The sequence below is a fragment of the Ancylobacter mangrovi genome, assembly GCF_024752335.1.
GTDB classification, from domain to species: Bacteria; Pseudomonadota; Alphaproteobacteria; order Rhizobiales; family Xanthobacteraceae; genus Ancylobacter; species Ancylobacter mangrovi.
In genome coordinates, this window is record NZ_JANTHY010000002.1 from 647,603 (window position 1) to 672,431 (window position 24,829).

Sequence of the window (24,829 nt, forward strand, 5' to 3'; positions counted from 1 at the left end):
CCTCAGCCGCCGAGGCTGCCCTTGGTGGACGGGATCTCGCCGGCCATCGCCGGGTCGATCGCCACCGCGAGGCGCAGCGCCCGCGCCAGTCCCTTGAAGCAGCTCTCGGCGATGTGGTGCGCATTGAGGCCGTAGAGCGTCTCCACATGCAGCGTCAGCCCGGCATTGATGGCGAACGCTTGAAAGAACTCGCGCACCAGCTCGGTGTCGAACTCGCCGATCTTCGGCGCCGCGAACTCGGTGCGGAACACCAGGAACGGGCGGCCGGAAATGTCGAGCGCGACCCGGGTCAGGGTCTCGTCCATCGGCAGGTGCAGGCTCGCATAGCGGGTGATGCCGCGCATGTCGCCGAGCGCAGTCTTCACCGCCTGGCCGAGCGCGATGCCGACATCCTCCACCGTGTGGTGGAAGTCGATGTGCAGGTCGCCCGTGGCCTCGATCTCCATGTCGATGCGCGAATGGCGCGCGAGGAGGTCGAGCATGTGGTCGAAGAAGCCGATCCCGGTGGCGATCGACGCCTTGCCCGTGCCGTCGAGGTCGACGGCAAGGCGGATCTGCGTTTCCTTGGTGGCGCGGGTGATGCTGGCCGTGCGCATGAAAGGGGCTCCCGGAAGAGCGGGCGTCTTAGCAGCAATGGCACCGCGATGCCATACGCGCGGCGCCGGGCGGCGAGCGGCCCGCCAGGCGGGCGGCAAACGCGCGTTCGCGCGGCGCGGCAGCGCTGGCGTGCCGGGGTGAAGTCGGCCATCATCGACACTACCGGGCTGCCCGCGCGGCCCCTCTCCCCGACCCTGCAGCATCGAAGGCCTTCGCCATGGACGTCACCGGTCTGCAGACCACGCGGCTGCGCGCCCGGGCGCCGCTGTTCCTGGCCGTCTTCATCGACATCTTCTCCTTCGGGCTGATGTACCCGCTGATCGTCGCCCTGTTCGACGGCGGGGCGATCACGGCCGGCTATTCGCCCGCGATGCGCGACGCGCTGCTCTCGCTCGCCTTCTCGCTGTTCCCGGTCGGCATGTTCTTCGGCGCCGCCCTGCTCGGCGATTTGTCGGACGCGCTGGGGCGCCGGCGCACGCTGATGATCTGCATGGGCGGGCTGGCGCTGAGCTACGCCCTGATGTGGGCTTCGCTGGAGATCGGCCATCTGTGGCTGTTCTTCCTCGGCCGGCTGCTGTCCGGCCTCATGGCCGGCACCGCGCCGATCGCGCAGGCGGCGATGGTCGATTCGGTGCCGGAGGAGCGGCGCAGCGCGGCGGTGGCGCAGGTGGTGCTGGCGAATACGCTCGGCATGGTGGCCGGCCCGGCGCTGGGCGGCCTGCTCGGCCATCTCGACTTCCGCCTGCCGCTCGCCCTTGCGCTGGTGTTGTGCGTCGCGACGCTGGTACTGCTGCGCGGCGCCCGCTTCGCCCATGACGAGGCGCGCCGGACGCTCGCGCTCGATTGGCGCCAGCCCTTCCTGCTGCTGGCGCGGATCGGCCAGCGGCAGGCCATACGGGTGCCGGCGGCGGCGTTCCTGCTGTTCCAGCTCGGCTTCCTGATCTACTACACCTTCATCCTGGTCGAGATGCAGCGCAGCTACGGCTTCTCGACCGGGGGCCTCGGCCTGTTCTCGATGGTGCTGGGGCTCGGCTGCGCCTTCTCCTCGGCCATCGGCTTCAAATGGGCGCGCGCGAGGCTCGGCAGCGACCGGGCGACGGCGCTGCTCGGCCTCGCCCTGTGCGGGCTGTTCCTGATCGTCAGCGCGGCGCCGCTGCCGGCCTGGGGGCAGGTCGCGGTGGCGTTCCTGTCGACCGCGAGCAACATCCTGGCCTATGTCACCCTGCTCGCCGCCATCTCCTCGGCGGTCGACGAGACCGAGCGCGGCTGGGCGCTGGGCATCGCCAATGCCAGCGTCGCGCTCTCGGTGTTCCTTGCCGGGCTGCTCACGAGCCTGCTCGCTGTGCTGCCGGCGGACCTGTTCCTGGCGCTCGGCGGCGTGCTGGTGCTCACCGCCCTGCTGCCGGGACTGAAGCTCGCCCGCGCGCCCGTGCCCGCGCCCGAGTTGCGCTGAGACGGCGAGGGCTTAAGTAAGGGCTTCCCGATCGGAGCTCTTCATGACGCATTCCCCCGACACGATCTACGGCACCACCATCGTCTCCGTGCGCACCGGCGGGCGGGTCGCCATCGGCGGCGACGGGCAGGTGACGCTCGGCAACACGGTGATGAAGTCGAATGCGCGCAAGGTGCGCCGGCTCGGGCGCGGCGACGTGATCGGCGGCTTCGCCGGCGCCACCGCCGACGCCTTCACCCTGTTCGAGCGGCTGGAGGCCAAGCTCGAGCAGTATCCGGGCCAGCTCCAGCGCGCCGCGGTCGAGCTCGCCAAGGACTGGCGCACCGACCGCTACCTGCGCCGGCTGGAGGCGATGATGATCGTCGCCGACGCCACCACCACCCTGGTGCTGACCGGCACCGGCGACGTGCTGGAGCCAGAGGGCGGGATCGCCGCCATCGGCTCGGGCGGCGGCTACGCGCTGGCGGCCGCGCGCGCGCTCGCCGACAGCGGGCAGGACGCCGAGCAGATCGTGCGCAAGAGCCTCGCCATCGCCGCGGATATCTGCATCTACACCAATGGCAACGTCGTCGTGGAGACGATCGGCTGAGGCCGCGCCCGACCCGCGCCGGCCCGACCCGCTGCTGAAAGACCTTTCAATGACCAATTTCTCGCCCCGCGAAATCGTCTCCGAGCTCGACCGCTACATCGTCGGCCAGCACAACGCCAAGCGCGCCGTCGCCATCGCCCTGCGCAACCGCTGGCGCCGCCAGCAGCTCGAGGGAAGCCTGCGCGAGGAGGTGCTGCCGAAGAACATCCTGATGATCGGCCCGACCGGGGTGGGCAAGACCGAGATCTCCCGCCGCCTGGCCAAGCTCGCCGGCGCGCCCTTCCTGAAGGTCGAGGCGACCAAGTTCACCGAGGTCGGCTATGTCGGGCGCGACGTCGAGCAGATCGTGCGCGACCTGGTCGAGGTCGGCATCGGCATCGTGCGCGACGTGCGCCGCAAGGACGTGGAGGCCAAGGCGCATCTCGCCGCCGAGGAGCGCGTGCTCGACGCGCTGGTCGGCTCCACCGCCTCCTCCGGCACCCGCGAGAGCTTCCGCAAGAAGCTGCGCGACGGGCTGATGGACGACAAGGAGATCGAGATCGAGATCACCTCCGGCGGCCAGGGCATGCCGATGTTCGAGATTCCCGGCATGCCGGGCGCGCAGATGGGCGCCATCTCGATCGGCGACATGCTCGGCAAGGCGTTCGGCGGCCGCTCCAAGCCGCGCCGCGTCACCGTGCGCGACGCCCATCCGCTGCTGCTGTCGGAGGAGGCCGACAAGCTGATCGACCAGGACGCGATCGTCCAGGAAGCGATCCGGGCGGTGGAGGAGAACGGCATCGTGTTCCTCGACGAGATCGACAAGATCGCCGGCCGCGAGGGGCGCTCGGGCGCCGACGTCTCGCGCGAGGGCGTGCAGCGCGACCTGCTGCCGCTGATCGAGGGCACCACCGTCTCCACCAAGCACGGGCCGGTGAAGACCGACCACATCCTGTTCATCGCCTCGGGCGCGTTCCACGTGTCCAAGCCCTCCGACCTGCTGCCGGAGCTGCAGGGGCGGCTGCCGATCCGGGTCGAGCTGGAGGCGCTGACGCGCGAGGACTTCAAGCGCATCCTCACCGAGACCGAGGCCAGCCTCGTCAAGCAGTCGGTGGCGCTGATGGGTACCGAAGGGGTGACGCTCGACATCACCGAGGACGCGGTGGAGGCGATCGCGGACGCCGCGGTGCAGGTGAACGGCTCGGTCGAGAACATCGGCGCACGCCGGCTGCAGACGGTGATCGAGCGGGTGCTGGACGATCTGTCCTTCAACGCGCCGGACCGTAACGGCGAGACCATCGTCATCGACGGCGCCTATGTGCGCGAGCGGGTCGCCGACCTCGCCGGCAATGCGGACCTCTCCCGCTTCATCCTGTGAGGCGCGAACCGGGTGGGGCATGCGCCTGGTGGGCGTTTCACGTGAAACGCCGCCCGCTCACCCCCAGCGGCTGAGGATCTTCAGCCGGCCGAGCAGCTCGGCCACCGCCTCGGTCGGCAGGGTGGCGATCTCGCGCGCCAGCAGGTTGGCGAGCTCGGTCGCCTCGGGCGAAAGGCCGGCGGTGTCAACCGTCACCCGCGGGTCGGAGATGTCGGCCAGCATGCGCAGCGCCTCGGCCTCGTCCCAGATGACGTTGAAATAGGCCATGATGCGCTGGAGCATGATGAAGGTCGGCTGCCCTCGCTTGCCGTGCTCCAGCGCCGAGAGATAGGCCGGCGAGACGCCGATGCCCTCGGCCATCTGGGTCAGCGTCACGCCGCGCTCGGCGCGCAGCTCGCGCATGCGGCGGCCGAAAGGCGTCATCGTCCCCCCTCCCTCAGCCGGCGCACCCGCACATAGAGCGCGCCTTCCCCGCCATGGCCGCGCCCGGCGGTCTCGAAGCCGACCACCACCGCGCGCAGCTCCGGCGAGGCGAGCCATTGCGGCACCATGCGGCGCAGCACGCCGCGCCCGCCCTCGCCGGCGAGCAGGCCGCCGCCGTCGCCCTTGCCGGTGATCACCAAGACCAGCGAATGACCCGAATGCTGGGCCCCGCGCAGGAAGCCGAGCAGCCGGCCATGGGCGGCCGCCTGGGTCATGCCGTGCAGGTCGAGGCGCGCATCGACCTCGGCGCCGCGCGACAGGCGGCGGCGCAGCTTCGGCTCCAGCGGGGCGAGCGGCGTCAGCGGGGGGGGTGCCGGCACGCGCGGACGCGGCGCCGGGGCGAGGGGACGCGCGGCCTTGCCGTTGGACAGCGCGTCGGGAGCTTCCGGCATCGCCTCGGGCGGAGGCGTCTCGGCCTTGGGCGCCGGCTTCGGCTTCTCGGGGCGCAGCCGATGCACCGAGCGGGTGACGAGCTCCCACAATTCGCGCTCCTCGGCGCCGAGCACGCGCCTTCGGCGCGGCCGACCTCCGCTCTCGCCCGCCCCGCTCATGGCACTTCCGAGACCGCTTCGGACCTCACCGGCGGCTTGGGCGGGCGCGGCACGCGGTGCCGGGCGGGGTCGAGCGCGCGCGGCAGCAGGATGACGAAGCGGCCGGGATGCTGGATGCGGCCGGAGATCGAGCCCGCCACGTCGCCCGCGCCGAAGAAGATGTCGGCCCGCGCCGGCCCGACGATGGCCGAGCCGGTATCCTGCGCCACCATCAGCCGGTCGAAGGGCTGCAGCGCGCCGTCGGTGCCGGTCGGCAGCGCGGCGGCGATGTAGAACAGCGTGCCATAGGCGTGGATGCGCTTGTCGACGGCGATGGAGCGTCCGGCCACCAGCGGCAGGCCCTGCGCACCGACGGCGCCGTCGTCGGCCTTCAGTTCGTGCGCCTCGCGGAAGAAGATGAAGGAGCGGTTCTCGCGCATCAGCGCCTGCCCCTCCTCCGGATGCGCCCCGATATAGGCGCGGATGGCGTCCATCGACATCTTCTCGCGCGGCACCAGGCCGCGCTCGATCAGCAGCCGGCCGATCGGCGTGTAGGGCTGGCCGTTATGGCCGTCATAATTGAGGCGCAGCACGCCGCCATCGGGCAGGCGGATGCGGATCGAGCCCTGGATCTGGGCGAAGAAGGCGTCCGCCGGGTCGCGCACCCAGGCGATCTCCAGCCCCTTGTCCTTCAGCGCCCCGTCGTCGATCGCCGCGCGGTCGAAATAGGGCACCAGCTTGCCGTCCACGCGCCGGTAGGCCGGGGCGCGGTTGGAGGGCGGGCTGCCCTTGGGCGGCGGCTCGGTGACGAGGTCGGGCGGGCGCCGGTAGAGCGGGGTGTGGAATTCGGCCGTGCGCGTGCGCGAGCCTTCCACCTCCGGCTCGTAATAGCCGGTGAGAAAGCCGTCCGGCTGGCCGATCGGGGCGATCGCGTAGGGGCGGAACTCGCGCTCGAGGAAGGCCCGCGCGCGGTGCTCGCTGACATGCCTGGGCAGATGCCGCACCCGGGCACAGATCGGCGCCAGCGCGGTGAAGAAGGGGCGCGGCGGGGTGACGAGGTCGCCCTTGGCCGCGTTCATCGCGCAGCTCCGGCGGAAGGCGGCGAGTACGGTAGCGACATCGTCCGACGACCAGCCGGGCAAATCGGCGAAGCGCACCGGCTCCAGCGCCGCCTGCGGGAACAGCACCGGCACGGAGTCGGGTCGGTGGCGGTTACGGGAGGCGTGCTTGCCGGCGGAAGAGGCATAGGCGAGCCCCGGTCCCAACGCACCCGCAAGCCCGGAGACGGGCGGCGGGACGAGGCCGGTCAGCGCGCCCGACAGCGCCAGGGCGGCAAGGGTGAGAAGAGCGGTTCGCACCCCATCATCTTCTCACGAAGCGGCCTCTGTGGCGACGAGCTTCCAGTTGGGGTCGCGCGCACCGAGATCGCGGGCGAAGGTCCACACGTCCTTGACGTCGACCACCTGCTCGGCATCGCCGTCGATGACGTCGCCGGCGCGGTTGCGCGTCACCGAGATGAGCTGGGAGAGGAAGCGCACGGTGATCTGGGCGCTGCGGCCCTTCACCTGCGCCTCGACGATGTCCGCCTTCTCGAGGCCGACGAAGTGGGTCTCCATCTTCTCGCCGCGCTGCTCGCGCTCGGCGATAGCGGAGGAGAAGCCCTCGAACACCTCGCGGGCGAGCAGGTCCTTCAGCGCCGCGCGGTCGCCCTTGGCGAAGGCGACGACGATCATCTCATAGGCCGCGCGGGCGCCGGTGATGAAGTGCTGCGCGTCGAAGCCGCGCTCCTGCACGGCGATCGCGTCGAGCCCGGTGGCGACCGGCGAGCCTTCTTCGGCGACGCCGGTCCAGCGGGCTGGGCGCGGCTCGTTCGGATCGGCGGGCTCGACCGGCTCGGGAATCGCCGGGGCCTCGGCGGCGCCCGGAAAATTCACGACCTTGTCCGAACCGCCGGCCGGCGCCTTGGCGGGATCGCGCCGCGAATAGGGGTCATAGGGCGGTCGCTCGCGCCCGGTACGCTGACCCAGCACGCTGCGCAGCCGTATGAAAATAAACACGGCGAGAGCCAGGAAGATGATCGTATAGATATCGAACACGTTGCTAATCGCCGTCGTTTCGCCTTGCCTCAGGCATCCATGGCACCCTTATCGTCATATGTGGTGTGAGCTTCGTCCAAGTCCACCACCGACGACCGATCCCGGCCTTCTACAGCCTATTTACGCCGTCCGCGCGATTTCGCCAGCCCGGGAACTGACGGAACGTCATCACCTCGCGCGAGGGGCCGGAAGGCCCTTACCTTACGCAAGAGTAGAGCAAGGGGCCATCCGGCGCCAAGGCTCGATGCGATTTGCCGCGCCCGGCGGGCCGCCTCCGGTACCCGGGCGCGGCGCGGCGCGGCGCGCCTTGAGGCCGGGCGGCAACCGTGTTAGCGACACGCGCCGATTTGACGTCCGACTGCGGCGGCACCCTCCGACCCAGCGGCGAACGACCCCGCAAAGGCGCCCTGCCGCCGGCGGGGACCCGAGGAGATCCTGATGGCCGATACCGACACCGCCGCCGCGTCCATGCCCACCCTGCAGGTGCTGACGCAGTACACCAAGGACCTGTCCTTCGAGAATCCGGGCGCGCCCGAATCGCTGCAGCCGGCGGGACAGCCGCAGATCGGCATCCAGATCGGCGTCAATGCGCGCCCGATCCGCGACGGCGACTTCGAGGTCGAGCTGAAGATCGAAGCCAAGGCCGAGCGCGGCGGCAAGACGCTGTTCGCGGTCGAGCTCGCCTATGCCGGCGTGTTCCGCGCCCAGAACGTGGCGCAGGAGACCATGCACCCCTTCATCATGATCGAGTGCCCGCGCATGCTGTTCCCGTTCGCGCGGCAGATCGTCGCCGACACGGTGCGCAATGGCGGCTTCCCGCCGCTGATGATCGATCCGGTGGATTTCGTCACGCTCTACCGCGAGCGCATGGCCAAGACCCCGCCGAGCAACGTGCTCGCCTCCTGAGCGAACAGGATCCCGGCCGGCGGCGCTTCTCACACGGAGGCCGCCGGGCGGTTCACTTCTCCGCCACGTAGCCGTTCCAGAGCGCGCCCTCGCCCAGCGTGGCGACGAACGCCTCATGCGCGGCGAGCTCCTCGGCATGCACCCGCGGGGGCAGCGGGCGCGGGCGCTGCAGCGGCGCCGCCGGCCCGCCATCGGCGACGACGACCGTGCGTTCCTCGATGGTGAGGCTCAGCGCGGTCTGCTTGCCGCCGCACAGCTCGGCATAGACCTCCGCCAGCAATTCGGAATCGAGCAGCGCCCCGTGCTTGGTGCGGCGTGAGCCGTCGATGCCGTAGCGCGTCATCAGGTCGTCGAGGCGGTTCGAGCCGCCCGGATGGCGCCGCCGCGCCAGGCTCAGCGTGTCCACCACGCGGTCGAACACGATCGCCGGACGGCCGAGCCGCGCCAGCTCGGCATTGAGGAAGCCGATGTCGAAGGCGGCGTTGTGGATCACCAGCGGGTCATTGCCGATGAAGGCGAGGAACTCTTCCGCCACCGCCGCAAAGAGCGGCTTGTCGGCGAGGAACTCGCTCGACAGCCCGTGCACGGCGAAAGCCTCGGCCGGCATGTCGCGCTCGGGATTGATGTAGACGTGATAGTTCTGGCCGGTCGGGATGCGGTTGTAGATCTCGACGCAGCCGATCTCCACCAGCCGGTCGCCGGTGAGCGGGTTGAGGCCGGTGGTTTCGGTGTCGAGCACGATCTCACGCATGGCCGGCCTCCCCTTTAGCGCGCTGGCGAAGCGCCGCGATCAGCTTTTCCACCTGCTCGCGGGCATGCTGCAGCCCGTGGCCGGTGTCGATGAGGTAGTCCGCCCGCGCGCGCTTTTCCGAATCAGGCACCTGCCGCGACAGGATCGCCTGGAACTTCGCCTCGGTCATGCCCGGACGGGCGAGAACGCGGGCGCGCTGCACCGTTTCCGGTGCGGTGACGACCAGCGTGGCGTCGACCCGGCCCTCGGCGCCGGTCTCGAACAGCAGCGGGATGTCGAGCACGACCACCGGCTCCCCTGCCGCCGCGGCGCGTTCGAGAAAGGCGGCCTCGCGGGCGTGCACCAGCGGATGGACGATCGCTTCCAGCTTCGCCATCGCCACCTTGTCGTGCAGCACCCGGGCGCCGAGCAGGGTGCGGTCGATCCGCCCGCCCATGGAAACGCCGGGAAAGGCCGCCTCCACCGGGCCGACGCCTTCCGCGCCATAGATGGCGTGGACCGCCGCGTCGGCGTCGTGCACCGGCACGCCGAATTCACGAAAGATCGCGGCGGTGGTCGACTTGCCCATGCCGATCGAGCCGGTCAGGCCAAGCCGGAGGGGACGCGCGCCGCTCATGCGAGCTGGCCCTTGGCGGCGAGGTCGGCGAGCACCAGCTCGCGCAGCTCGGACGTGACCTGCGGGCGCACGCCGAACCAGCGCTCGAAGCCCGGCACCGCCTGATGCAGCAGCATGCCGAGCCCGTCCACCGTGGCGAGGCCCTGCGCCCGCGCGGCGGCGAGAAGCGGCGTCACCAGAGGCACATAGACGATGTCGGTGACGAGCGCGTCCGGCGACAGCGCCGACAGGTCGATGTCGAGCGGCGGCTGGCCCTTCATGCCGAGCGAGGTGGTGTTCACCAGGAGCTGGCAGCCGGCGAGCGTGGCCGGCATGTCGCGCCATTCGACCGGCAGCACGCGTGGGCCGAAATGGGCGCGCATCGCCTCGGCGCGGGCGAAGGTGCGGTTCGCCACCACCACCCGGTCGAGGCCGCGGCTGAGCAGGCCGTGGATGATGCCGCGCGCCGCCCCGCCGGCGCCCAGCACCACGGCTTCGCCGAGCGCGCGGGTCCAGTCCGGCTCGGCGGCGTCGAGATTGGCGAGGAAGCCGTGGACGTCGGTATTGGCGCCGCACAGGCGCCCGTCCTCCAGCCACAGCGTGTTCACCGCGCCGAGCGCTACCGCCACCGGGTCGAGCTCGCGCGCGGCACGGAAGGCCGCCTCCTTGTGCGGCACCGTCACATTGGCACCGACGAGGCCGCTGGCGGCGAAGTCGCCGAGAAAGCGGTCGATGTCGGCCGGCGCGACGTCGAAAAGCCCGTAACTGCCGTCGATGCCGTGCGATTTCAGCCAGTAGCCGTGGATCAGCGGCGAGCGCGAATGGGCGACCGGATGGCCGATGACGGCGGCGCGGCGGGTCATGTCAGGTCTCCATGCCGGCGCAGGAAGGCGAGCAGCGCCAGCAGCGGCAGGCCGAGGATCACCGCATGGTCGCCCTCGATGCGCTCGAACAGGTGGATGCCGAGATTTTCGAGCTGGTAGCCGCCGACGCTCGAGGTCACCGCCTCGCCGGCTGCATCGAGATAGGCGTCGAGCGTGTTCGCGTCGAGCGGGCGCATCGTGAGGCGCGCGGTCTCGACGGTCTCGAACAGCACCACGCCGTCCCGAGCAAGCGCGATGGCGGAATGGAGCGCATGGGTATGGCCGGCGAGGCGGGCGATCTGGTCCCGCGCGCCCGCGCGGTCGGCCGGCTTGTGGAAGGCTTCCTCGCCCAGCGCCAGCGTCTGGTCGGCGCCGATCACCAGTTGGCCAGGGCAAAGCGCGCTGCCTGCCAGCGCCTTGGCTCGGGCCAGAACCGCGGCGACCTCGGCGGGAGCGGCACCGCGCAGGACCGCCTCCGCCTCCAGCGCACGCTCCTCGACATCGACGGCGAGCGTCTCGACCGGCAGTTGGGCCGCCTCCAGCAGCGCACGGCGGGCGGCGCTCTTTGAGGCGAGCACAAGCGGAGTCGTTCCGCGCCAAAGCGGATGGGTCGCGGACGCCATCGCTAGCGCGCCTCGGAGAGCTTGCGCCGGTGCTCCTGCAGCAGCGCGATGATGGCGGCCGCGGTCTCCTCGATCGAGCGGCGGGTGACGTCGATCACCGGCCAGCCATGGCGCGCGCACAGGCGGCGCGAGAACGCCACCTCCTCGGCGACAGCGTCGCGGTCGGTATAGGCGTCGTTGGGCTGGGCGGCGTTCAGCCCGAGCAGGCGGTTGCGGCGGATCTCGACGACGCGCTCGGGGCTCGCCACCAGCCCGACGACCAGCGGGCGCCGCAATTCGTCGAGGCCCGGCGGCACCGGGATGTTCGGCACCAGCGGGATGTTGGCGGTCTTGATGCCGCGATTGGCGAGATAGATGCTGGTCGGGGTCTTGGACGAGCGGGAGATGCCAAGCAGCACCACGTCGGCGGCGTCGAGCCCGCTGGTGTGCTGCCCGTCATCGTGCATCACCGTGTAGTTCATGGCGTCGATGCGGCGGAAATACTCGCCGTCGAGCTGGTGCTGACCCCCGACCCGCGGGGTCGGGTCGCCGCCGAGATAGGCCTGGAACAGCCGCACCACCGGCGCCAGCACGGAGAGCACGGGAATGCCGTTCTCCAGGCAGAAGGATTTCAGCCGGTTGCGCAGATCGGGCTCGGTCAACGTGTAGAGCACGATGCCGGGATATTCCTCGAGATCGCCGATCACCTTGTCGAGCTGCTTGTGCGTGCGCACCAGCGGGTAGATGTGCTCGATCGCCTTCACATTGTACTGCGCCGAGGCCGCCCGGCCGACGCTCAGCAGCGTCTCGCCGGTCGAATCCGACACGAGATGAAGGTGGAAATAGCTTTCCGGAATCTCAGCGTCGTCGATCACGGCGCTTGTCCACAGGGCTGTGCATGGAGCGGGAACAAGACACGCCCGGCGCGCGTTAGCAAGTCCGGTCTGGGGAAAGCGGGGCCGCCCTTCCACAGTTCAACGTGCTGTGCGTGGAATCCGGACCTCCGCGCGAACAGCGTGGATAAACTGTCGCGCCCGCGCAAGCGGCGGTAATTCCAGCCCTTTTCGGAACGCGCCGAAGGCCGCGCCGTGGGCGGGGCTGGGGGCCGGTTGTGATGAGCCCGGAACCCGTCTAATGCCCTGTCCTAAACACAGACGACTCTTCATTCAAAGAGATTAAATAAGTATGAAGGCGCCGGCGGACAGAGGGGATGGGCAGCCGATCCTGCTCCAGGCACTCGACGGGCATGTGCCCGATCGCACGCCGATCTGGATGATGCGCCAGGCCGGGCGCTACCTGCCCGAATATCGCGAGCTGCGCGCCAGGGCCGGCGACTTCCTTACCCTCTGCTACACGCCCGACTTCGCCGTCGAGGTGACGCTGCAGCCGATCCGTCGCTTTGGCTTCGACGCGGCGATCCTGTTCTCGGACATCCTCGTCGTTCCCCATGCCTTGGGCTGCGACTTGACCTTCGAGGCCGGCGAGGGACCACGGCTGAGCCCGGTGCCCGATCTCGCCGCCCTGAAGGCTCTGCGCGGCGACCCGGATGCGGACAAGGTCGACCGGGTGCTGGAAGCGGTGTCCGGCATCCGCGCGAAGCTGCCGCGCGAGACCGCGCTGCTCGGCTTCTGCGGGGCGCCGTGGACGGTCGCGACCTACATGGTCGCCGGGCGCGGCACGCCCGACCAGGCACCGGCGCGGCTCGCCTCGCTGACCGACCCCGCCTTCTTCGAGGCGCTGATCGACCGGCTGGTCGAAGCTTCCGCGCGCTATCTCGTCGGCCAGCTCCGGGCGGGGGCGGACGCGGTGCAGATCTTCGACAGCTGGGCCGGCGTGCTCGACCCGGAAGCGTTCCGGCGCTGGAGCATCGAGCCGATCCGGCGGATCGTCGCGTTGGTGCGGGCCGAGATCCCGGATGCGCGCATCATCGCCTTCCCGAAAGGGGCGACGCTGGCGGGGCTCACCGAGCTCGTGGCGCGGACCGGCGTCAATTGCGTCGGGCTCGACTGGACCGCGGACCGGCGCGGCGTGCGCTACGCGCTGGGCGCCAAATGCGCGCTGCAGGGCAATCTCGACCCGCTGGCGCTGATCGCCGGCAGGACGGCGCTGGAAGAGGCGGTCGGCGCGCTGATGCAGGATTTCCGCGGCGCGGCGCACATCTTCAATCTCGGCCACGGCATCCGCCCGGAGACGCCGATCGCTCATGTCGAGAAGATGATCGCCCTGGTGCGCGGCTGAGGAAATCGGGAGCGGGCGATGGCGTATGAATGGATCAAGGCCCTGCACGTCGTCGCCATCATCTCCTGGATGGCGGCGCTGCTCTACCTGCCGCGGCTGATGGTCTATCACTGCGACGCGCCTGTGGGCTCGCCCCAGTCCGAGACCTTCAAGGTAATGGAGCGACGCCTGCTCAACGCCATCGCCCGCCCGGCCATGGCGGTCGCCTGGATGGCGGGCGCCTATCTCGCCTGGGAGGGCGGCTGGCTCACCTCGGGCTGGTTCCACGCCAAGCTGGCGCTGGTGATCGCGCTGAGCGTGGCGCAGGAATTCCAGGCCCGCTGGGTGCGCGACTTCGCGGCCGACCGGAACACCCGACCGGCGCGGTTCTTCAGGATCATGAACGAGGTGCCGACGCTTTTGATGATCGCCATCGTCATACTGGTCATCGTAAAACCGTTTTGAGGTGCTGAAAGCGCGGCGAGGCGGGTTGCGGAGGATCGCGGCTTTGCCTATGGTGCCCACTCTTCCACGAAGCTGGCTGACGCTCCGCTGAAACCGCCATCGTCTCGCGATGTCGGTCGGGGTGTCGGACAGGGGGCCGGATCCCTTCGGCCACGTCCGCAGACCAGCGCTTCCCTTATCCTTCTTTCCCGGCGGCTTTCATCTGGCCTTTCCGGGCAATCCAACATCCGAGGCCCTTTCCCATGGGGGAAATGAAGCTCCAGGACCTCAAGTCCAAGAATCCGGCTGAACTGCTCGTTTTCGCCGAGGAACTCGAGGTCGAGAACGCCAGCACGCTGCGCAAGCAGGAGCTGATGTTCGCCATCCTCAAGCAGCTTGCCGCGCGCGAGACCGACATCATCGGCGAAGGCGTCGTCGAGATCCTCTCCGACGGCTTCGGCTTCCTGCGCTCGCCGGACGCCAACTATTTGCCGGGTCCCGACGACATCTATGTCTCGCCCTCGCAGATCCGCCGTTTCGGCCTGCGCACCGGCGACACCGTCGAGGGGCAGATCCGCAGCCCGAAGGACGGCGAGCGCTACTTCGCACTGCTCAAGGTCAACACGATCAATTTCGAAGACCCGGACAAGATCCGGCACAAGATCAACTTCGACAACCTCACCCCGCTCTATCCCGACGAGCGGCTGAAGCTCGAGATCGAGGATCCCACGCGCAAGGACTTCTCGGCGCGGATCATCGACATCGTGGCGCCGATCGGCAAGGGCCAGCGCGGCCTCATCGTCGCGCCGCCGCGCACGGGTAAGACGGTTCTGCTCCAGAACATCGCCCAGTCGATCACCACCAACCATCCCGAGTGCTACCTCATCGTGCTGCTCATCGACGAGCGGCCGGAGGAAGTGACCGACATGCAGCGCTCGGTGAAGGGCGAGGTGGTCTCCTCCACCTTCGACGAGCCGGCCGCGCGCCACGTGCAGGTCGCCGAGATGGTGATCGAGAAGGCCAAGCGTCTCGTCGAGCACAAGCGCGACGTGGTGATCCTGCTCGATTCGATCACCCGCCTCGGGCGCGCCTACAACACGGTGGTGCCGTCCTCGGGCAAGGTGCTGACCGGCGGTGTCGACGCCAACGCCCTGCAGCGCCCCAAGCGCTTCTTCGGCGCGGCGCGCAACATCGAGGAAGGCGGCTCGCTGACCATCATCGCCACCGCGCTGATCGAGACCGGCTCGCGCATGGACGAGGTGATCTTCGAGGAGTTCAAGGGCACCGGCAATTCCGAGGTCATCCTCGACCGCAAGGTGTCCGACAAGCGCGTCTTCCCGGCGATCGACATCACCCGCTCGGGCACGCGCAAGGAAGAACTGCTGGTTCCTTCCGACGTGCTCAAGAAAATGTACGTGCTGCGGCGAATCCTCAATCCGATGGGCACGGTTGACGCGATCGAGTTCCTGCTCGACAAATTGCGGCAGACCAAGACCAATTCGGACTTCTTCGACTCGATGAACACCTGACGTCGGGAATCGGGAAGCCAGGGAGAGCCGGGAGGCGGGCATGACGGCCGCTGCGGCAGGCATAGTGCGATCGGTCGCCCTGGTGGGCGCGGCGTGGCTGGTGCCCGCCGCTCCCGCCTTCGCGGGCGTCGCCGAGCGCGAGCCGCCTTCCGCCGTGCTCTGGCTTCTCGTGGTCGGTGTCGCGGCGCTGAGCTGGGTGATGGCCTGCCGGCGCTGGTGGCTGCCGCTGGCGCTCTGGGTGCCGGTGGCGCTGTTCGACTCCTCGCTGGTGGCGGACCTGGTCGACCCGGTGATCGGGCCGGCGGTGCGCGAGGAGCTCGGACTCTCCTACATGATGCAGGCGGACCTCACGAGCGCGCTCACGCTCGTGCTGCCGCTGATGTTCGCGAACCTCATGTTCAGCCGCCGCGAGCAGGACAAGGCCAAGCTCTCCCGCGACATCTGGCGGCGCTGAAACTTCCGCGAGTCAAAACTCGATTCGTACGCGAAACGGTTGTCCCCACAATTGAGCGCTGACGCGCATTCCGCTGTCGTTCCGAGGAACGATACGGCGGGAAGTCCTTTGCCGTCAGTGGTCATTTCTGGGCCGATCCGTGCCATGCGGCCGCGAGATCGCCGATTTATCCACAGGGCAATCCACATTGAGCGCCTCGGGCGAGCGCACAGATCTTCAGCCGGCGGGGGCGCCGGCATCGGTCCGTGTGACCTCCTCGGCCAATCGATTCGCTTCCGTAACGGGCAGCGAGCAGACCGCGCCGCTGCATATGAAGGCGGCAGCGCCCTCGGCCGCCATCGCCTTGGCGCGGGCCGGATGGGTATCCGGCAGGGCAGCGGGATCGCCGACGCGCTGGATGACGAGACCGGCCCGCGGCAGGCGCCGCGCCGCGTCGAGCAGCGCATCGGCGGCCGGGTCGTCGGCGGGGCCGGTGATGACGATCTCGGTCGCCCGTACCCGCGCGTCGAGCGCGTTGAGCAGGCCGGCATGGCTGTAGAGATTGGCCGCCGCGCGCGGCAGCAGCCCGTCGAACAGGCGGTCGGCTCGCGCGCGCCAGGCTTCCTCACCCGTGAGCGTGGCAAGCGTGACGAGGTTGCGGGCGATCAGCGCGTTCGGGTTGGTGATGGCGTCGTCCGCCGTCGCCTCCGGGCGGAGGATGAGACCCTCGGCGTCGTCGGCGGTGAGGTAGTAGCCGCCGTCCTCGGCCGCGTGATGGGTCTCCAGCGCCCTCTGCCAGGCGATCGCCTGCTCGAGATAGAAGGCCTCCCCGGTCGCCTGGTGGAGGGCGAGGCCGGCGCCGATCATCGCCGCGTAATCGCTGGAAAGGCCGGGATAGACCAGCTTGCCGGCGCGCCAGCTATGGCCGAGCCTGCCGTTCCGGGTCATCGATTCGGCGATGAAACGGAAGGCGCGCGCCGCCATCCCGGTCCATTCCGGGCGCCCGAAGCGCGGCGCGGCGCCGGCAAGGGCGGCGATCATCAGCCCGTTCCAGTCGGCGAGCACCTTGTCGTCGCGCCCCGGCGGCACGCGCGCGGCACGCACCGCCAGCAGCTTGTCGCGCAGCATGGCGAGGCGCATCTCGTCGGCGCCGGAGCGTTCGGTCTCCTTCAGCCGGTTGGGGATCGACACCCCCTCCCAGTTGCCGAAGGGGGTGATGTCGTAGTGCCGGGCGAAGAACTCGGCATCCTCGGCGCCGAGCGCGTCGAGGATTTGCCGCAGCGTCCAGACATAGTAGCGCCCCTCATGGCCTTCCGAATCGGCGTCGAGGCTGGCGGCGAAGGCACCGCTTTCGGTCAGCATCTCGCGCTTCAGCCAGGCGACGGTTTCCTCGGCGCGGGCGCGGAACAGGTCGGCCAGCGTCTCGCTATAGGCGAGGCCGAGCAGTTCGAGGATCTGCGCATTGTCGTAGAGCATCTTCTCGAAATGCGGCACCAGCCAGCGCTCGTCGACCGAGTAGCGGGCATAGCCGCCGCCGATGTGATCGTAGATGCCGCCCTCGCTCATGCCGTCCAGCGCATGCAGAGCGGCGTCGCGGAAGCGCTGCCGCCCGGTGCGCTCATGGGCGCGCCAGAGCAGCTCGAGGAACGGCGTGTTGGGGAATTTCGGCGCGCCCTGCAGCCCGCCATGGGCGGTGTCCATGATGCCGAGGATGCGGCCGGCGACGTCGTCGAGCTCGTTCGGGCCGACCGTGACGCGCCCCTCCGGCTGCGCCTTGGTGCGCAGGCGCTCGAGCAGCGCCTCCCGGTTGGAGGCGATGCGCGGGTCGCCGCTGCGATAAGCGCCGGCCATGGTCTGCAGCACGTCGGTGAAGGCGGGCTGGCCGTAGCGGGCTTCCTTGGGAAAATAGGTGCCGCCCCAGAATGGCGCGCCCTCGGCGTCGAGGAACATGGTCATCGGCCAGCCGCCCTGGACGCCGAGCTGCTGCAGTGCCGACATGTAGATCTGGTCGACGTCGGGCCGCTCCTCGCGATCGACCTTGATGTTCACGAACAGCTCGTTCATCACCGCGGCGGTCGCCTCGTCCTCGAAGCTCTCATGGGCCATGACGTGGCACCAGTGGCAGGCCGCGTAGCCGACGGAGAGCAGGATCGGCCGGCCGCTGCGGCGGGCCTCCTCGAACGCGTCGGGCTGCCATTGCCACCAGTCGACCGGGTTGTCCTTGTGCTGGAGCAGGTAGGGGCTGGCGGCGTGCTGGAGGCGGTTGGGCAAGACTCTCTCCGGCTTCTGACGGGTCGGCGGAACGGTGATGCTAGCGAGATAGGGCGTCGTGCGGGACGGGTCACGTAAAAAGGAAGACCGATGAAGGACGCGCGTCGGGTTAATGAGGGCGGGCCGAGCGGGCGCGGCGGCTCGACCATTGCCGCCGTCTCGTCCGGCAGCGGCACGGCGGCGGTAGCTGTGATCCGCGTCTCTGGCCCTCAGGCGGGTGCGGCGGTGAGGGCGCTCGCGCGGCGCCTGCCCGAGCCGCGCCGGGCGACGCTCGCCACGCTGCGCCATCCCGCGAGCGGGGCCGAGATCGACCGCGCGCTGGTGCTCTGGCTGCCGGGACCGCGCAGCGTGACCGGCGAGGACATGGCCGAGTTCCAGGTGCATGGCGGGCGCGCCGTGGTGGCGGCGGCGCTCGACGCGCTGATCGCCGTACCCGGCATCGTGCCGGCCGAGCGGGGCGAGTTCACCCGCCGCGCCTTTCTGAACGGGCGGATGGACCTCGCCGAGGCGGAAGGTCTAGCGGACCTGCTCTCGGCCGAGACCGAGGCGCAGCGCCGGCTCGCCTTCGCCCATGCCTTCGGCCATCTCGGCGAGCAGGTGGCGCGCTGGCGCGAGCGGCTGATCCGCGCCATGGCGCTGATCGAGGCGGGCATCGACTTCGCCGACGAGGACGACGTGCCGGCCGAGGCGCGCGCTCTCGCCCGGCCGGAGGCGGAGCTGCTGCGCGCCGAGCTCGAGGCGGCGCTGAAGGATCGGCGCGGGGCGCTGCTGCGCGACGGTGCGACCATCGCCATTGCTGGCCGGGTGAATGCCGGCAAGTCCTCGCTGATCAACGCACTCGCCGCGCGCGACATCGCCATCGTCTCCGACGAGCCGGGGACCACCCGCGACGTGCTGGAAGTCGCGCTCGATCTCGGCGGGCACAAGGCGACGCTGATCGACACGGCCGGGCTGCGGACGGCGGAGGGGGCGGTGGAGGCGGAAGGAATTCGCCGCGCCCTCGCCCGCATCGAAGGGGCGGATCTCGTGCTCTGGGTTCACGACGTCGCCACGGAGCCGCCGCCGCAGACGCGACCGGACATCGATTCGCAGGCGGAACTCTGGCTGCTTGCCAACAAGGTCGACGCCGGCGCGGCTGCCTTCGCGCGCCCCGATTGGGCGACACGCGACTTCGCGATCTCCGCCCGCGAGGGCGAGGGGCTGGACGCGCTGACCGCCGCGTTGGCGGAAGCCGTCGCCGCGCGGGCGGGAGGGGGCGAGCACCCCGCGCTGATCCGCGAGCGGCATCGGGCGAATGCGCAGGAGGCGGCCGGCCATCTGTCGGTCGCGCTGGCCGGTTGGGACGAACTGAGCGACGAGCTTCTTGCCGAGGAGCTGCGTCTCGCCGGCCGCGCGCTCGGGCGGATCACCGGTGCCATCGACACTGAGGACCTGCTGGACGTGGTGTTCCGCGAGTTCTGCATCGGCAAATAGGCGGCCGGTTTCACGTGAAACAGCGGCGGCGCAAAGAGCGATTCGCGCCCGGAATGTTTCACGTGAATCACGTGTGAGGACGTGCGCCTCCGGCTGCGTCTCCTCGTGAGGCTTGACGCCGGCCGGCGGACAGGGCTCAACAGCGGCGATTTATTTGCGGGCGCGCGCCCGTGACGAGTGACGCCATGGCAGTCGATGAACTGAAATTCGATGTCGTCGTGATCGGCGGCGGGCATGCGGGGACCGAGGCCGCCGCTGCGGCGGCGCGGCTCGGCGCGTCGACGGCGCTGGTCACCCATCGGCGCGACACGATCGGCGCCATGTCCTGCAACCCGGCCATCGGCGGGCTCGGCAAGGGCCACCTGGTGCGGGAGATCGATGCGCTGGACGGGCTGATGGGGCGGGTTGCCGACGCGGGCGGAATCCAGTTCCGCGTACTCAACCGGCGCAAGGGACCGGCGGTGCGGGGGCCGAGGGCGCAGGCCGACCGTCGCCTCTATGCACAGGCGATGCAGCAGGCGATCGATTCGCAGGCGAACCTTTCCATCGTCGAGGGCGAGGCGGACGAGTTGATCGTTGCCGACGGGCGCGTCGCGGGCCTGCGGCTCGCCGACGGGCGCAGTCTGAGCGCCGGCGCGGTCGTCATCACCACCGGCACCTTTCTCAACGGGCTGATCCATATCGGAGACCGGCAGCTTCCGGCCGGGCGGATGGGGGAGGCGCCGGCGCGCGGGCTCTCCACCTCGCTGGTGCGGCTCGGCCTGACGCTCGGCCGGCTGAAGACCGGCACGCCGCCGCGGCTCGACGGGCGGACCATCGACTGGGCATCGCTGGAGATGCAGCCGGGCGATTCGCCGCCGGAACCGTTCTCGACCCTGACGGAGCGCATCACCATCGAGCAGATCGCCTGCGGCATCACCCGCACCACGCCGGCGACGCATGAGGTGATCCGCGCCAACATCGCCCGCTCGGCGATGTATTCGGGGAACATCCACAGCGTCGGCCCGCGCTACTGCCCCTCGATCGAGGACAAGATCGTGCGCTTCGGCGAGCGCGAGGGGCACCAGATCTTCCTGGAGCCGGAGGGGCTCGACGACCCGACGGTCTATCCGAACGGCATCTCCACCTCGCTGCCCGAGGAGGTGCAGGCGGCGCTGCTCGCCACCATTCCCGGGCTCGAGCGGGTGGTGATGAGCCGGCCCGGCTACGCGATCGAGTACGACCATGTCGACCCGCGCGAGCTGGAGCCGACGCTGGAGCTGCGGCGCCTGCGCGGGCTTTTCCTGGCGGGGCAGATCAACGGCACCACGGGCTATGAGGAAGCGGGCGCGCAGGGTCTGGTCGCCGGGCTGAACGCGGCGCGCCGCGCGGGCGGGGAGGAGGGCGTCACCTTCGACCGGGCCGAGGCCTATATCGGGGTAATGATCGACGACCTCGTCACCCGCGGCGTCAGCGAGCCCTACCGCATGTTCACCTCGCGCGCCGAGTACCGCCTGTCGCTGCGGGCCGACAATGCCGACCAGCGGCTGACCGCGCGCGGCGAGGCGCTAGGGCTGATCGCGGGCGAGCGGCGGGCGCAGTTCGGGATGAAGAGTGCGGCGCTGGCGCGGGTGCGTGAGTGGAGCCGCTCCGTCTCGCTGACGCCGGGCGAGGGCGAGCGGCACGGGCTGGCGCTGAACCGCGACGGCCAGCGGCGGACGGCGTTCGACCTTCTGTCCTACCCGCATGTCGGCTGGACCGACATCTGCCGCATCTGGCCGGAGGCGGCGGGCGAAGATCCGCGGATCGGCGAGCAGGTGGAAATCGACGCCAAATACGCGGTTTATCTCGACCGGCAGGAAGCCGACATCCTGTCGTTCCGGCGCAACGAGGCGGCGGCACTGCCGGAGGTGGACTATTCCGTGCTGGCCGGCATCTCCAACGAGATCAAGGCCAAGCTTCAATCGATTCGGCCCCGTACCATTGGTCAGGCGAGCCGCATCGACGGCATGACGCCGGCCGCGCTCGCCCTGCTGGCGGCGCAGGCGCGCAAGGCGCGGTAGGCGCGCGCGTCGCGCGGGCAGTAGCGCAGCCGGGCCGTTCGGGGCGAATATGGCGCATGAGCAAGAGCGATTCGGCCGGCCGGGACCGGGCCCTGGAGCTGGTACCTGTTTCACGTGAAACAGCGGAGCGGCTCGACGCCATCGTCACGCTGCTGCAGAAATGGCAGCGCACCATCAATCTCGTCGCGCCGGCGAGCCTGCCGGATGTGTGGATGCGCCATGTGGCGGATTCGCTCCAGCTCGTGCCGCTCGCCGGCGAGGCCCGGCGTTGGGTCGACCTCGGCTCGGGCGGCGGCTTTCCCGGGCTGGTCGTGGCGGCGATGCTGGGCGAGCGGCCGGGGGCGGATGTGACGCTGGTCGAGAGCGACAGCCGGAAGGCGGCATTCCTGCGCGAGGCGGCGCGGATCGCCGAGCTGCCGGCGACGGTGGTGCCGGCGCGGATCGAGCGTGTCGCTGCCCAGCTGGCGCCGGGGGTCGAGGTGGTGTCGGCGCGGGCGCTCGCCCCGCTCGTCCGGCTCCTCGAACTCGCCCATCCCTTCCTCGCCCAAGGCGCCACGGGGCTGTTTCTGAAGGGACAAGATGTTGATAACGAATTGACCGATTCAGCTAAATCTTGGAGAATCGCATCAAGGATCGCGCCCAGCGTGACGGACCGCAGCGGCCGGATCCTGATCGTGACATCCGCCGCCCCATTGGCGCCGGCCACGTGATGCCGCCGGGCAGGTGAAAGGGTCGAAACGATGAGTGAGCAGGCTCCGCTTGTCCCCCTCGCGCCGGAAGGCGCAGGGCGGCGCATGCCGCGCGTGCTGGCCCTCGCCAACCAGAAGGGCGGTGTCGGCAAGACGACGACGGCGATCAATCTCGGCACAGCGCTCGCGGCCATCGGCGAGACGGTGCTGGTGGTCGACCTCGACCCGCAGGGCAACGCCTCGACCGGCCTCGGCATCGACCGGCGCGCCCGCCGGATCTCGACCTATGACGTGCTGGTGGGTGAGGTCGAGCTGCGCGACGCGGTGCTGGAAACCGCGGTGCCGCGCCTGCACATCGTGCCCTCGACCATGGATCTGTCCGGGCTGGAGCTGGAGCTCGCCACCGCGCGCGACCGCGCGTTTCGCCTGCGCGACGCCATCGCGCGGCTGAACGGCGACACGTCGTTTCGGGATGGGAACGATTTTCCCTATAGCTACGTGTTGATCGACTGCCCGCCCTCGCTCAACCTCATCACCGTCAACTCGATGGCGGCGGCGAACGCGATCCTGGTGCCGCTGCAGTGCGAGTTCTTCGCGCTGGAGGGGCTGTCGCAACTTCTCAAGACGGTCGACCAGGTGCGCACGACGCTCAATCCCGGTCTGTCGATCCACGGCATCGTGCTCACCATGTTCGACGCGCGGAACAATCTGTCGTCGCAGGTGGTGGATGATGTGCGCCAGTTCATGGGCGACAAGGTCTACGAGACCATCATCCCGCGCAATGTCCGGGTGTCGGAGGCGCCGTCCTACGGCAAGCCGGTGCTGCTCTACGATCTCAAATGCGTCGGATCGCAGGCCTATCTTCGTCTCGCATCCGAAATAATTCAGCGCGAGCGCACCCTGCGCAGCGCGGCGGCGGTCTGAGGGAGGCGTCAATGGCCATGGCGGATGACGGCGGACGTTCGCGGCTCGGTCGCGGTCTCGCGGCCCTGATCGGCGATATGGGCGAGATGAGCGACCTCGGCGGGGCGCCCGCGCGCCCGGCCGGCGGCCAGCGTCGGGTGCCGCTCGCCTTCCTGCGGGCCAACCCGCGCAACCCGCGCCGCAGCTTCGCCGAGGAGGATCTGGACGATCTCGCCGGCTCGATCCGCGAGCGCGGCATCATCCAGCCGATCGTGGTGCGGGCGGTGCCGGGCCAGCGCGACGCCTTCGAGATCGTTGCCGGCGAGCGGCGCTGGCGGGCCTCGCAGCGCGCCGGCCTGCACGAGGTGCCGATCGTGGTGGTCGAGGTCGATGACCGCGAGGCGCTCGAGATCGCGATCATCGAGAACGTGCAGCGCGCCGACCTCAACCCGCTGGAGGAGGCGGCTGGCTACCAGTCGCTGTCGGACCAGTTCGGCTATTCGCAGAACGACCTGGCGCGGGTGATCGGCAAGAGCCGCAGCCATGTCGCGAACACGATGCGCCTCCTCAAGCTGCCGGAATCGGTGAAGGCCTATGTCTCCGACGGGCGGCTTTCGGCCGGCCATGCGCGCGCGCTGCTGACCCAGGACGACCCCGAGCAGCTGGCGCGGGTGATCGTCGAGCAGGGCATGAATGTCCGCGCGATCGAGGCGCTGGCGCAGGAGCTGAACGTCGCCCGGGCGGAAGCGGCCGGCAAGCCGCCGCGCAAGCCGAAGGCGGCCGCCGCGCTCGACGCCGACACGGCGGCGCTGCAGCGCCGGCTCTCCGATGCGCTCGGCCTGCAGGTGACGCTGCGCCATGACGGCGAGGCCGGCGAGGTGCGCATCCGCTATTCCTCGCTCGATCAGCTCGACGAGGTCTGCCGGCGCCTCGCGGGAAGCTGAGCGCGTGAGCGCGCCTGCACCCGGGCGCGGGCGTCAGCCGCGGCGGGCGGCGCCGGCGATCTGAAGCAGGGCGCGCTCGGCGATGGCCGGGCCCAGCGCGGCATTGCGGCGGGCCGCCAGCAAGGCGTCGTCGAGCGCCAGCAGAACCGCTTTCAGCCGCTCGCTGTTCCAGCTCCGAAGCGCCTTTTCGATCAAGGGCTTGCGGCGGAAATGGATGGCCGGTCTCGCGCCGTCGATGGCCCGCTCCACGCTGCCGCCCGCCTCGATGCCGAGCCGCATCATGTGCAGGCCCTGCACCGTCCGGCACACTGCGCCGAGCAGCACGTCGGGCCGCATCCCCTCATGGATGGCCTTGGCGAAGGCGCCCGACATCTCGGACGGCATGCCGGCGAGCGCGGCGTCGGACACCTCGTCGATGGCGAGGCTCGAGGCGTCGCCGACGATGGCGCGCACATGCTCGGCGGTGATGCGCGGCTCGCCGGCGGCGTAGAGCAGCAGCTTGGCGATCTCGCCGCGCGAGGCGAGGCGGTCGCCGCCGAGCAGGCCCATCAGCTCGGCCCGCGCGTTGCGCTCGATCGGAATGCCGGCCTCGGCGGTCATGGTGTCGACCAGCCGGCCGAGATCGCGGTCGGTGTCGGCGTAGCAGGCGATGGCGAGGGCGCGCGGGGAGGATTCGCACAGCGCCCGCAGGCCGGTGCCGCGCTTGAGGTCGCCGGCCTCGATGACGACGACGGCGTCTTCGATCGGCACGGCGAGCAGCGCCTCGACAGCGGGGACGATGTTACGGCTGCCGGCACGCACCGAGACCACCCGCCGGCCGCCGAACAGCGCCACCGTGCCGGCCTCGTCGGCCAGCCGGCCCGGGTCGCCGGCGATCTCGTCGCCGTCGAGGCGGATCGTGCCGAACGGGTCGCTGGTGCCCTGGCCGGCGCGGGCGAGATAGGCGCTCGCGCGCTCGCGCACCAGACCGGTATCGGGGCCGTAGAGCAGGACCACCGGCCGGAGCGGGTCGATGCGCGAGAGCGTCGCCTCGACGTCGCCGGGCCGGACGGCAACCATGGG

At 70.1% G+C, this 24,829-nt stretch carries 25 protein-coding genes; 13 read left to right on the top strand and 12 right to left on the bottom strand.

Going from position 1 to position 24,829, the window contains the following annotated elements; all coding sequences use genetic code 11:
- Positions 1-2: 2 nt before the first annotated feature.
- On the bottom strand, positions 3-596 hold the full coding sequence (gene hisB, locus NVS83_RS08845) for an imidazoleglycerol-phosphate dehydratase HisB (protein WP_258738982.1): 594 nt from the start codon (positions 594-596) through the stop codon (positions 3-5).
- A 218-nt stretch (positions 597-814) separates the two neighbouring features.
- Between hisB and NVS83_RS08850 the strand changes: the two genes are divergently transcribed.
- The 3 genes from NVS83_RS08850 to hslU are packed head-to-tail and all read left to right on the top strand — an operon-like array spanning position 815 to position 3,996.
- Positions 815-2,050: an MFS transporter gene (locus NVS83_RS08850; RefSeq protein ID WP_258738983.1), complete on the top strand. Its 1,236-nt coding sequence runs from the start codon at positions 815-817 to the stop codon at positions 2,048-2,050.
- Positions 2,051-2,093: 43 nt separating this feature from the next.
- Entirely contained in the window at positions 2,094-2,639 is a 546-nt protein-coding gene (hslV, locus tag NVS83_RS08855; protein ID WP_258738985.1) for an ATP-dependent protease subunit HslV, read from the top strand.
- A gap of 49 nt (positions 2,640-2,688) precedes the next feature.
- Complete coding sequence (gene hslU / locus NVS83_RS08860) at positions 2,689-3,996, top strand: ATP-dependent protease ATPase subunit HslU (protein WP_258732163.1); 1,308 nt, start codon at positions 2,689-2,691, stop codon at positions 3,994-3,996.
- A gap of 57 nt (positions 3,997-4,053) precedes the next feature.
- Here the strand turns inward: hslU and NVS83_RS08865 are convergent, their stop codons facing one another.
- Genes NVS83_RS08865 through NVS83_RS08880 form a run of 4 tightly spaced genes read right to left on the bottom strand, consistent with a single transcriptional unit; the run spans position 4,054 to position 7,105 of the window.
- Positions 4,054-4,419: a helix-turn-helix domain-containing protein gene (locus NVS83_RS08865; protein ID WP_258738986.1), complete on the bottom strand. Its 366-nt coding sequence runs from the start codon at positions 4,417-4,419 to the stop codon at positions 4,054-4,056.
- Positions 4,416-5,030: a Smr/MutS family protein gene (locus NVS83_RS08870; protein WP_258738987.1), complete on the bottom strand. Its 615-nt coding sequence runs from the start codon at positions 5,028-5,030 to the stop codon at positions 4,416-4,418. Before NVS83_RS08870 ends, NVS83_RS08865 begins: the two co-directional genes overlap by 4 nt.
- On the bottom strand, positions 5,027-6,367 hold the full coding sequence (gene mltA / locus NVS83_RS08875; RefSeq protein ID WP_258738988.1) for a murein transglycosylase A: 1,341 nt from the start codon (positions 6,365-6,367) through the stop codon (positions 5,027-5,029). Before mltA ends, NVS83_RS08870 begins: the two co-directional genes overlap by 4 nt.
- Positions 6,368-6,379: 12 nt before the next feature.
- Entirely contained in the window at positions 6,380-7,105 is a 726-nt protein-coding gene (locus tag NVS83_RS08880) for a Tim44/TimA family putative adaptor protein (protein ID WP_258738989.1), read from the bottom strand.
- A 438-nt stretch (positions 7,106-7,543) separates the two neighbouring features.
- Here NVS83_RS08880 and secB point away from each other — a divergent pair, with 438 nt between their 5' ends.
- Positions 7,544-8,011: a protein-export chaperone SecB gene (secB, locus tag NVS83_RS08885; protein ID WP_258738990.1), complete on the top strand. Its 468-nt coding sequence runs from the start codon at positions 7,544-7,546 to the stop codon at positions 8,009-8,011.
- Positions 8,012-8,063: 52 nt separating this feature from the next.
- Here the strand turns inward: secB and dnaQ are convergent, their stop codons facing one another.
- From dnaQ to NVS83_RS08910, 5 genes are read right to left on the bottom strand one after another with little or no spacing between them, the layout of a single operon-like run.
- On the bottom strand, positions 8,064-8,762 hold the full coding sequence (dnaQ, locus tag NVS83_RS08890) for a DNA polymerase III subunit epsilon (RefSeq protein WP_258738991.1): 699 nt from the start codon (positions 8,760-8,762) through the stop codon (positions 8,064-8,066).
- Positions 8,755-9,378: a dephospho-CoA kinase gene (gene coaE, locus NVS83_RS08895; RefSeq protein WP_258738992.1), complete on the bottom strand. Its 624-nt coding sequence runs from the start codon at positions 9,376-9,378 to the stop codon at positions 8,755-8,757. The genes dnaQ and coaE overlap by 8 nt, the downstream gene beginning before the upstream one ends.
- On the bottom strand, positions 9,375-10,220 hold the full coding sequence (locus NVS83_RS08900; protein ID WP_258738993.1) for a shikimate dehydrogenase: 846 nt from the start codon (positions 10,218-10,220) through the stop codon (positions 9,375-9,377). The genes coaE and NVS83_RS08900 overlap by 4 nt, the downstream gene beginning before the upstream one ends.
- Positions 10,217-10,843 (bottom strand): Maf family protein, encoded by a 627-nt coding sequence (locus tag NVS83_RS08905; RefSeq protein ID WP_258738994.1) that lies wholly within the window; start codon positions 10,841-10,843, stop codon positions 10,217-10,219. The genes NVS83_RS08900 and NVS83_RS08905 overlap by 4 nt, the downstream gene beginning before the upstream one ends.
- Positions 10,844-10,845: 2 nt before the next feature.
- Entirely contained in the window at positions 10,846-11,679 is an 834-nt protein-coding gene (locus NVS83_RS08910; RefSeq protein ID WP_258739128.1) for a pyruvate, water dikinase regulatory protein, read from the bottom strand.
- Positions 11,680-12,007: 328 nt separating this feature from the next.
- Here NVS83_RS08910 and hemE point away from each other — a divergent pair, with 328 nt between their 5' ends.
- From hemE to NVS83_RS08930, 4 genes are all read left to right on the top strand, one after another.
- Positions 12,008-13,060: a uroporphyrinogen decarboxylase gene (gene hemE / locus NVS83_RS08915; protein WP_258738995.1), complete on the top strand. Its 1,053-nt coding sequence runs from the start codon at positions 12,008-12,010 to the stop codon at positions 13,058-13,060.
- A gap of 18 nt (positions 13,061-13,078) precedes the next feature.
- The gene (gene hemJ / locus NVS83_RS08920) at positions 13,079-13,504 is read left to right on the top strand and encodes a protoporphyrinogen oxidase HemJ (protein ID WP_258732176.1); all 426 of its coding nucleotides are present in this window, start codon (positions 13,079-13,081) and stop codon (positions 13,502-13,504) included.
- Between the two features lie 242 nt (positions 13,505-13,746).
- Complete coding sequence (gene rho, locus NVS83_RS08925; RefSeq protein ID WP_258732177.1) at positions 13,747-15,012, top strand: transcription termination factor Rho; 1,266 nt, start codon at positions 13,747-13,749, stop codon at positions 15,010-15,012.
- 40 nt (positions 15,013-15,052) lie between these two features.
- Positions 15,053-15,466, top strand: a complete 414-nt coding sequence (locus NVS83_RS08930) for a hypothetical protein (protein ID WP_258738996.1) — start codon at positions 15,053-15,055, stop codon at positions 15,464-15,466.
- A 216-nt stretch (positions 15,467-15,682) separates the two neighbouring features.
- On the opposite strand, the gene NVS83_RS08935 is transcribed toward NVS83_RS08930, so the two are convergent.
- Complete coding sequence (locus NVS83_RS08935; RefSeq protein ID WP_258738997.1) at positions 15,683-17,716, bottom strand: thioredoxin domain-containing protein; 2,034 nt, start codon at positions 17,714-17,716, stop codon at positions 15,683-15,685.
- Positions 17,717-17,806: 90 nt separating this feature from the next.
- On the opposite strand from NVS83_RS08935, the gene mnmE reads away from it, so the two are divergent.
- The 5 genes from mnmE to NVS83_RS08960 all read left to right on the top strand — a co-directional run bounded on the left by mnmE (position 17,807) and on the right by NVS83_RS08960 (position 23,767).
- Complete coding sequence (gene mnmE / locus NVS83_RS08940; protein WP_258738998.1) at positions 17,807-19,189, top strand: tRNA uridine-5-carboxymethylaminomethyl(34) synthesis GTPase MnmE; 1,383 nt, start codon at positions 17,807-17,809, stop codon at positions 19,187-19,189.
- Positions 19,190-19,374: 185 nt separating this feature from the next.
- Positions 19,375-21,231 carry a tRNA uridine-5-carboxymethylaminomethyl(34) synthesis enzyme MnmG gene (gene mnmG / locus NVS83_RS08945; protein ID WP_258738999.1) on the top strand — a complete coding sequence of 619 codons (1,857 nt, stop codon included), beginning with the start codon at positions 19,375-19,377 and terminating at the stop codon, positions 21,229-21,231.
- Positions 21,232-21,287: 56 nt separating this feature from the next.
- Positions 21,288-21,941, top strand: a complete 654-nt coding sequence (rsmG, locus tag NVS83_RS08950) for a 16S rRNA (guanine(527)-N(7))-methyltransferase RsmG (protein WP_258739000.1) — start codon at positions 21,288-21,290, stop codon at positions 21,939-21,941.
- Between the two features lie 30 nt (positions 21,942-21,971).
- Positions 21,972-22,844, top strand: coding sequence for a ParA family protein (locus NVS83_RS08955; protein WP_309486179.1), 873 nt, complete (start codon positions 21,972-21,974; stop codon positions 22,842-22,844).
- An 11-nt stretch (positions 22,845-22,855) separates the two neighbouring features.
- Positions 22,856-23,767: a ParB/RepB/Spo0J family partition protein gene (locus NVS83_RS08960; protein ID WP_258739001.1), complete on the top strand. Its 912-nt coding sequence runs from the start codon at positions 22,856-22,858 to the stop codon at positions 23,765-23,767.
- Positions 23,768-23,800: 33 nt separating this feature from the next.
- On the opposite strand, the gene holA is transcribed toward NVS83_RS08960, so the two are convergent.
- Complete coding sequence (holA, locus tag NVS83_RS08965; RefSeq protein ID WP_258739002.1) at positions 23,801-24,826, bottom strand: DNA polymerase III subunit delta; 1,026 nt, start codon at positions 24,824-24,826, stop codon at positions 23,801-23,803.
- Positions 24,827-24,829 lie beyond the last annotated feature (3 nt).

Coding starts and splice junctions, on each gene's coding strand:
- hisB (WP_258738982.1), bottom strand. CDS start 596: ATGCGCACGGCCAGCATCACCCGCGCCACCAAGGAAACGCAGATCCGC.
- NVS83_RS08850 (WP_258738983.1), top strand. CDS start 815: ATGGACGTCACCGGTCTGCAGACCACGCGGCTGCGCGCCCGGGCGCCG.
- hslV (WP_258738985.1), top strand. CDS start 2,094: ATGACGCATTCCCCCGACACGATCTACGGCACCACCATCGTCTCCGTG.
- hslU (WP_258732163.1), top strand. CDS start 2,689: ATGACCAATTTCTCGCCCCGCGAAATCGTCTCCGAGCTCGACCGCTAC.
- NVS83_RS08865 (WP_258738986.1), bottom strand. CDS start 4,419: ATGACGCCTTTCGGCCGCCGCATGCGCGAGCTGCGCGCCGAGCGCGGC.
- NVS83_RS08870 (WP_258738987.1), bottom strand. CDS start 5,030: ATGAGCGGGGCGGGCGAGAGCGGAGGTCGGCCGCGCCGAAGGCGCGTG.
- secB (WP_258738990.1), top strand. CDS start 7,544: ATGGCCGATACCGACACCGCCGCCGCGTCCATGCCCACCCTGCAGGTG.
- dnaQ (WP_258738991.1), bottom strand. CDS start 8,762: ATGCGTGAGATCGTGCTCGACACCGAAACCACCGGCCTCAACCCGCTC.
- coaE (WP_258738992.1), bottom strand. CDS start 9,378: ATGAGCGGCGCGCGTCCCCTCCGGCTTGGCCTGACCGGCTCGATCGGC.
- NVS83_RS08900 (WP_258738993.1), bottom strand. CDS start 10,220: ATGACCCGCCGCGCCGCCGTCATCGGCCATCCGGTCGCCCATTCGCGC.
- NVS83_RS08905 (WP_258738994.1), bottom strand. CDS start 10,843: ATGGCGTCCGCGACCCATCCGCTTTGGCGCGGAACGACTCCGCTTGTG.
- hemE (WP_258738995.1), top strand. CDS start 12,008: ATGAAGGCGCCGGCGGACAGAGGGGATGGGCAGCCGATCCTGCTCCAG.
- hemJ (WP_258732176.1), top strand. CDS start 13,079: ATGGCGTATGAATGGATCAAGGCCCTGCACGTCGTCGCCATCATCTCC.
- rho (WP_258732177.1), top strand. CDS start 13,747: ATGGGGGAAATGAAGCTCCAGGACCTCAAGTCCAAGAATCCGGCTGAA.
- NVS83_RS08930 (WP_258738996.1), top strand. CDS start 15,053: ATGACGGCCGCTGCGGCAGGCATAGTGCGATCGGTCGCCCTGGTGGGC.
- mnmE (WP_258738998.1), top strand. CDS start 17,807: ATGAAGGACGCGCGTCGGGTTAATGAGGGCGGGCCGAGCGGGCGCGGC.
- mnmG (WP_258738999.1), top strand. CDS start 19,375: ATGGCAGTCGATGAACTGAAATTCGATGTCGTCGTGATCGGCGGCGGG.
- rsmG (WP_258739000.1), top strand. CDS start 21,288: ATGAGCAAGAGCGATTCGGCCGGCCGGGACCGGGCCCTGGAGCTGGTA.
- NVS83_RS08955 (WP_309486179.1), top strand. CDS start 21,972: ATGAGTGAGCAGGCTCCGCTTGTCCCCCTCGCGCCGGAAGGCGCAGGG.
- NVS83_RS08960 (WP_258739001.1), top strand. CDS start 22,856: ATGGCCATGGCGGATGACGGCGGACGTTCGCGGCTCGGTCGCGGTCTC.
- holA (WP_258739002.1), bottom strand. CDS start 24,826: ATGGTTGCCGTCCGGCCCGGCGACGTCGAGGCGACGCTCTCGCGCATC.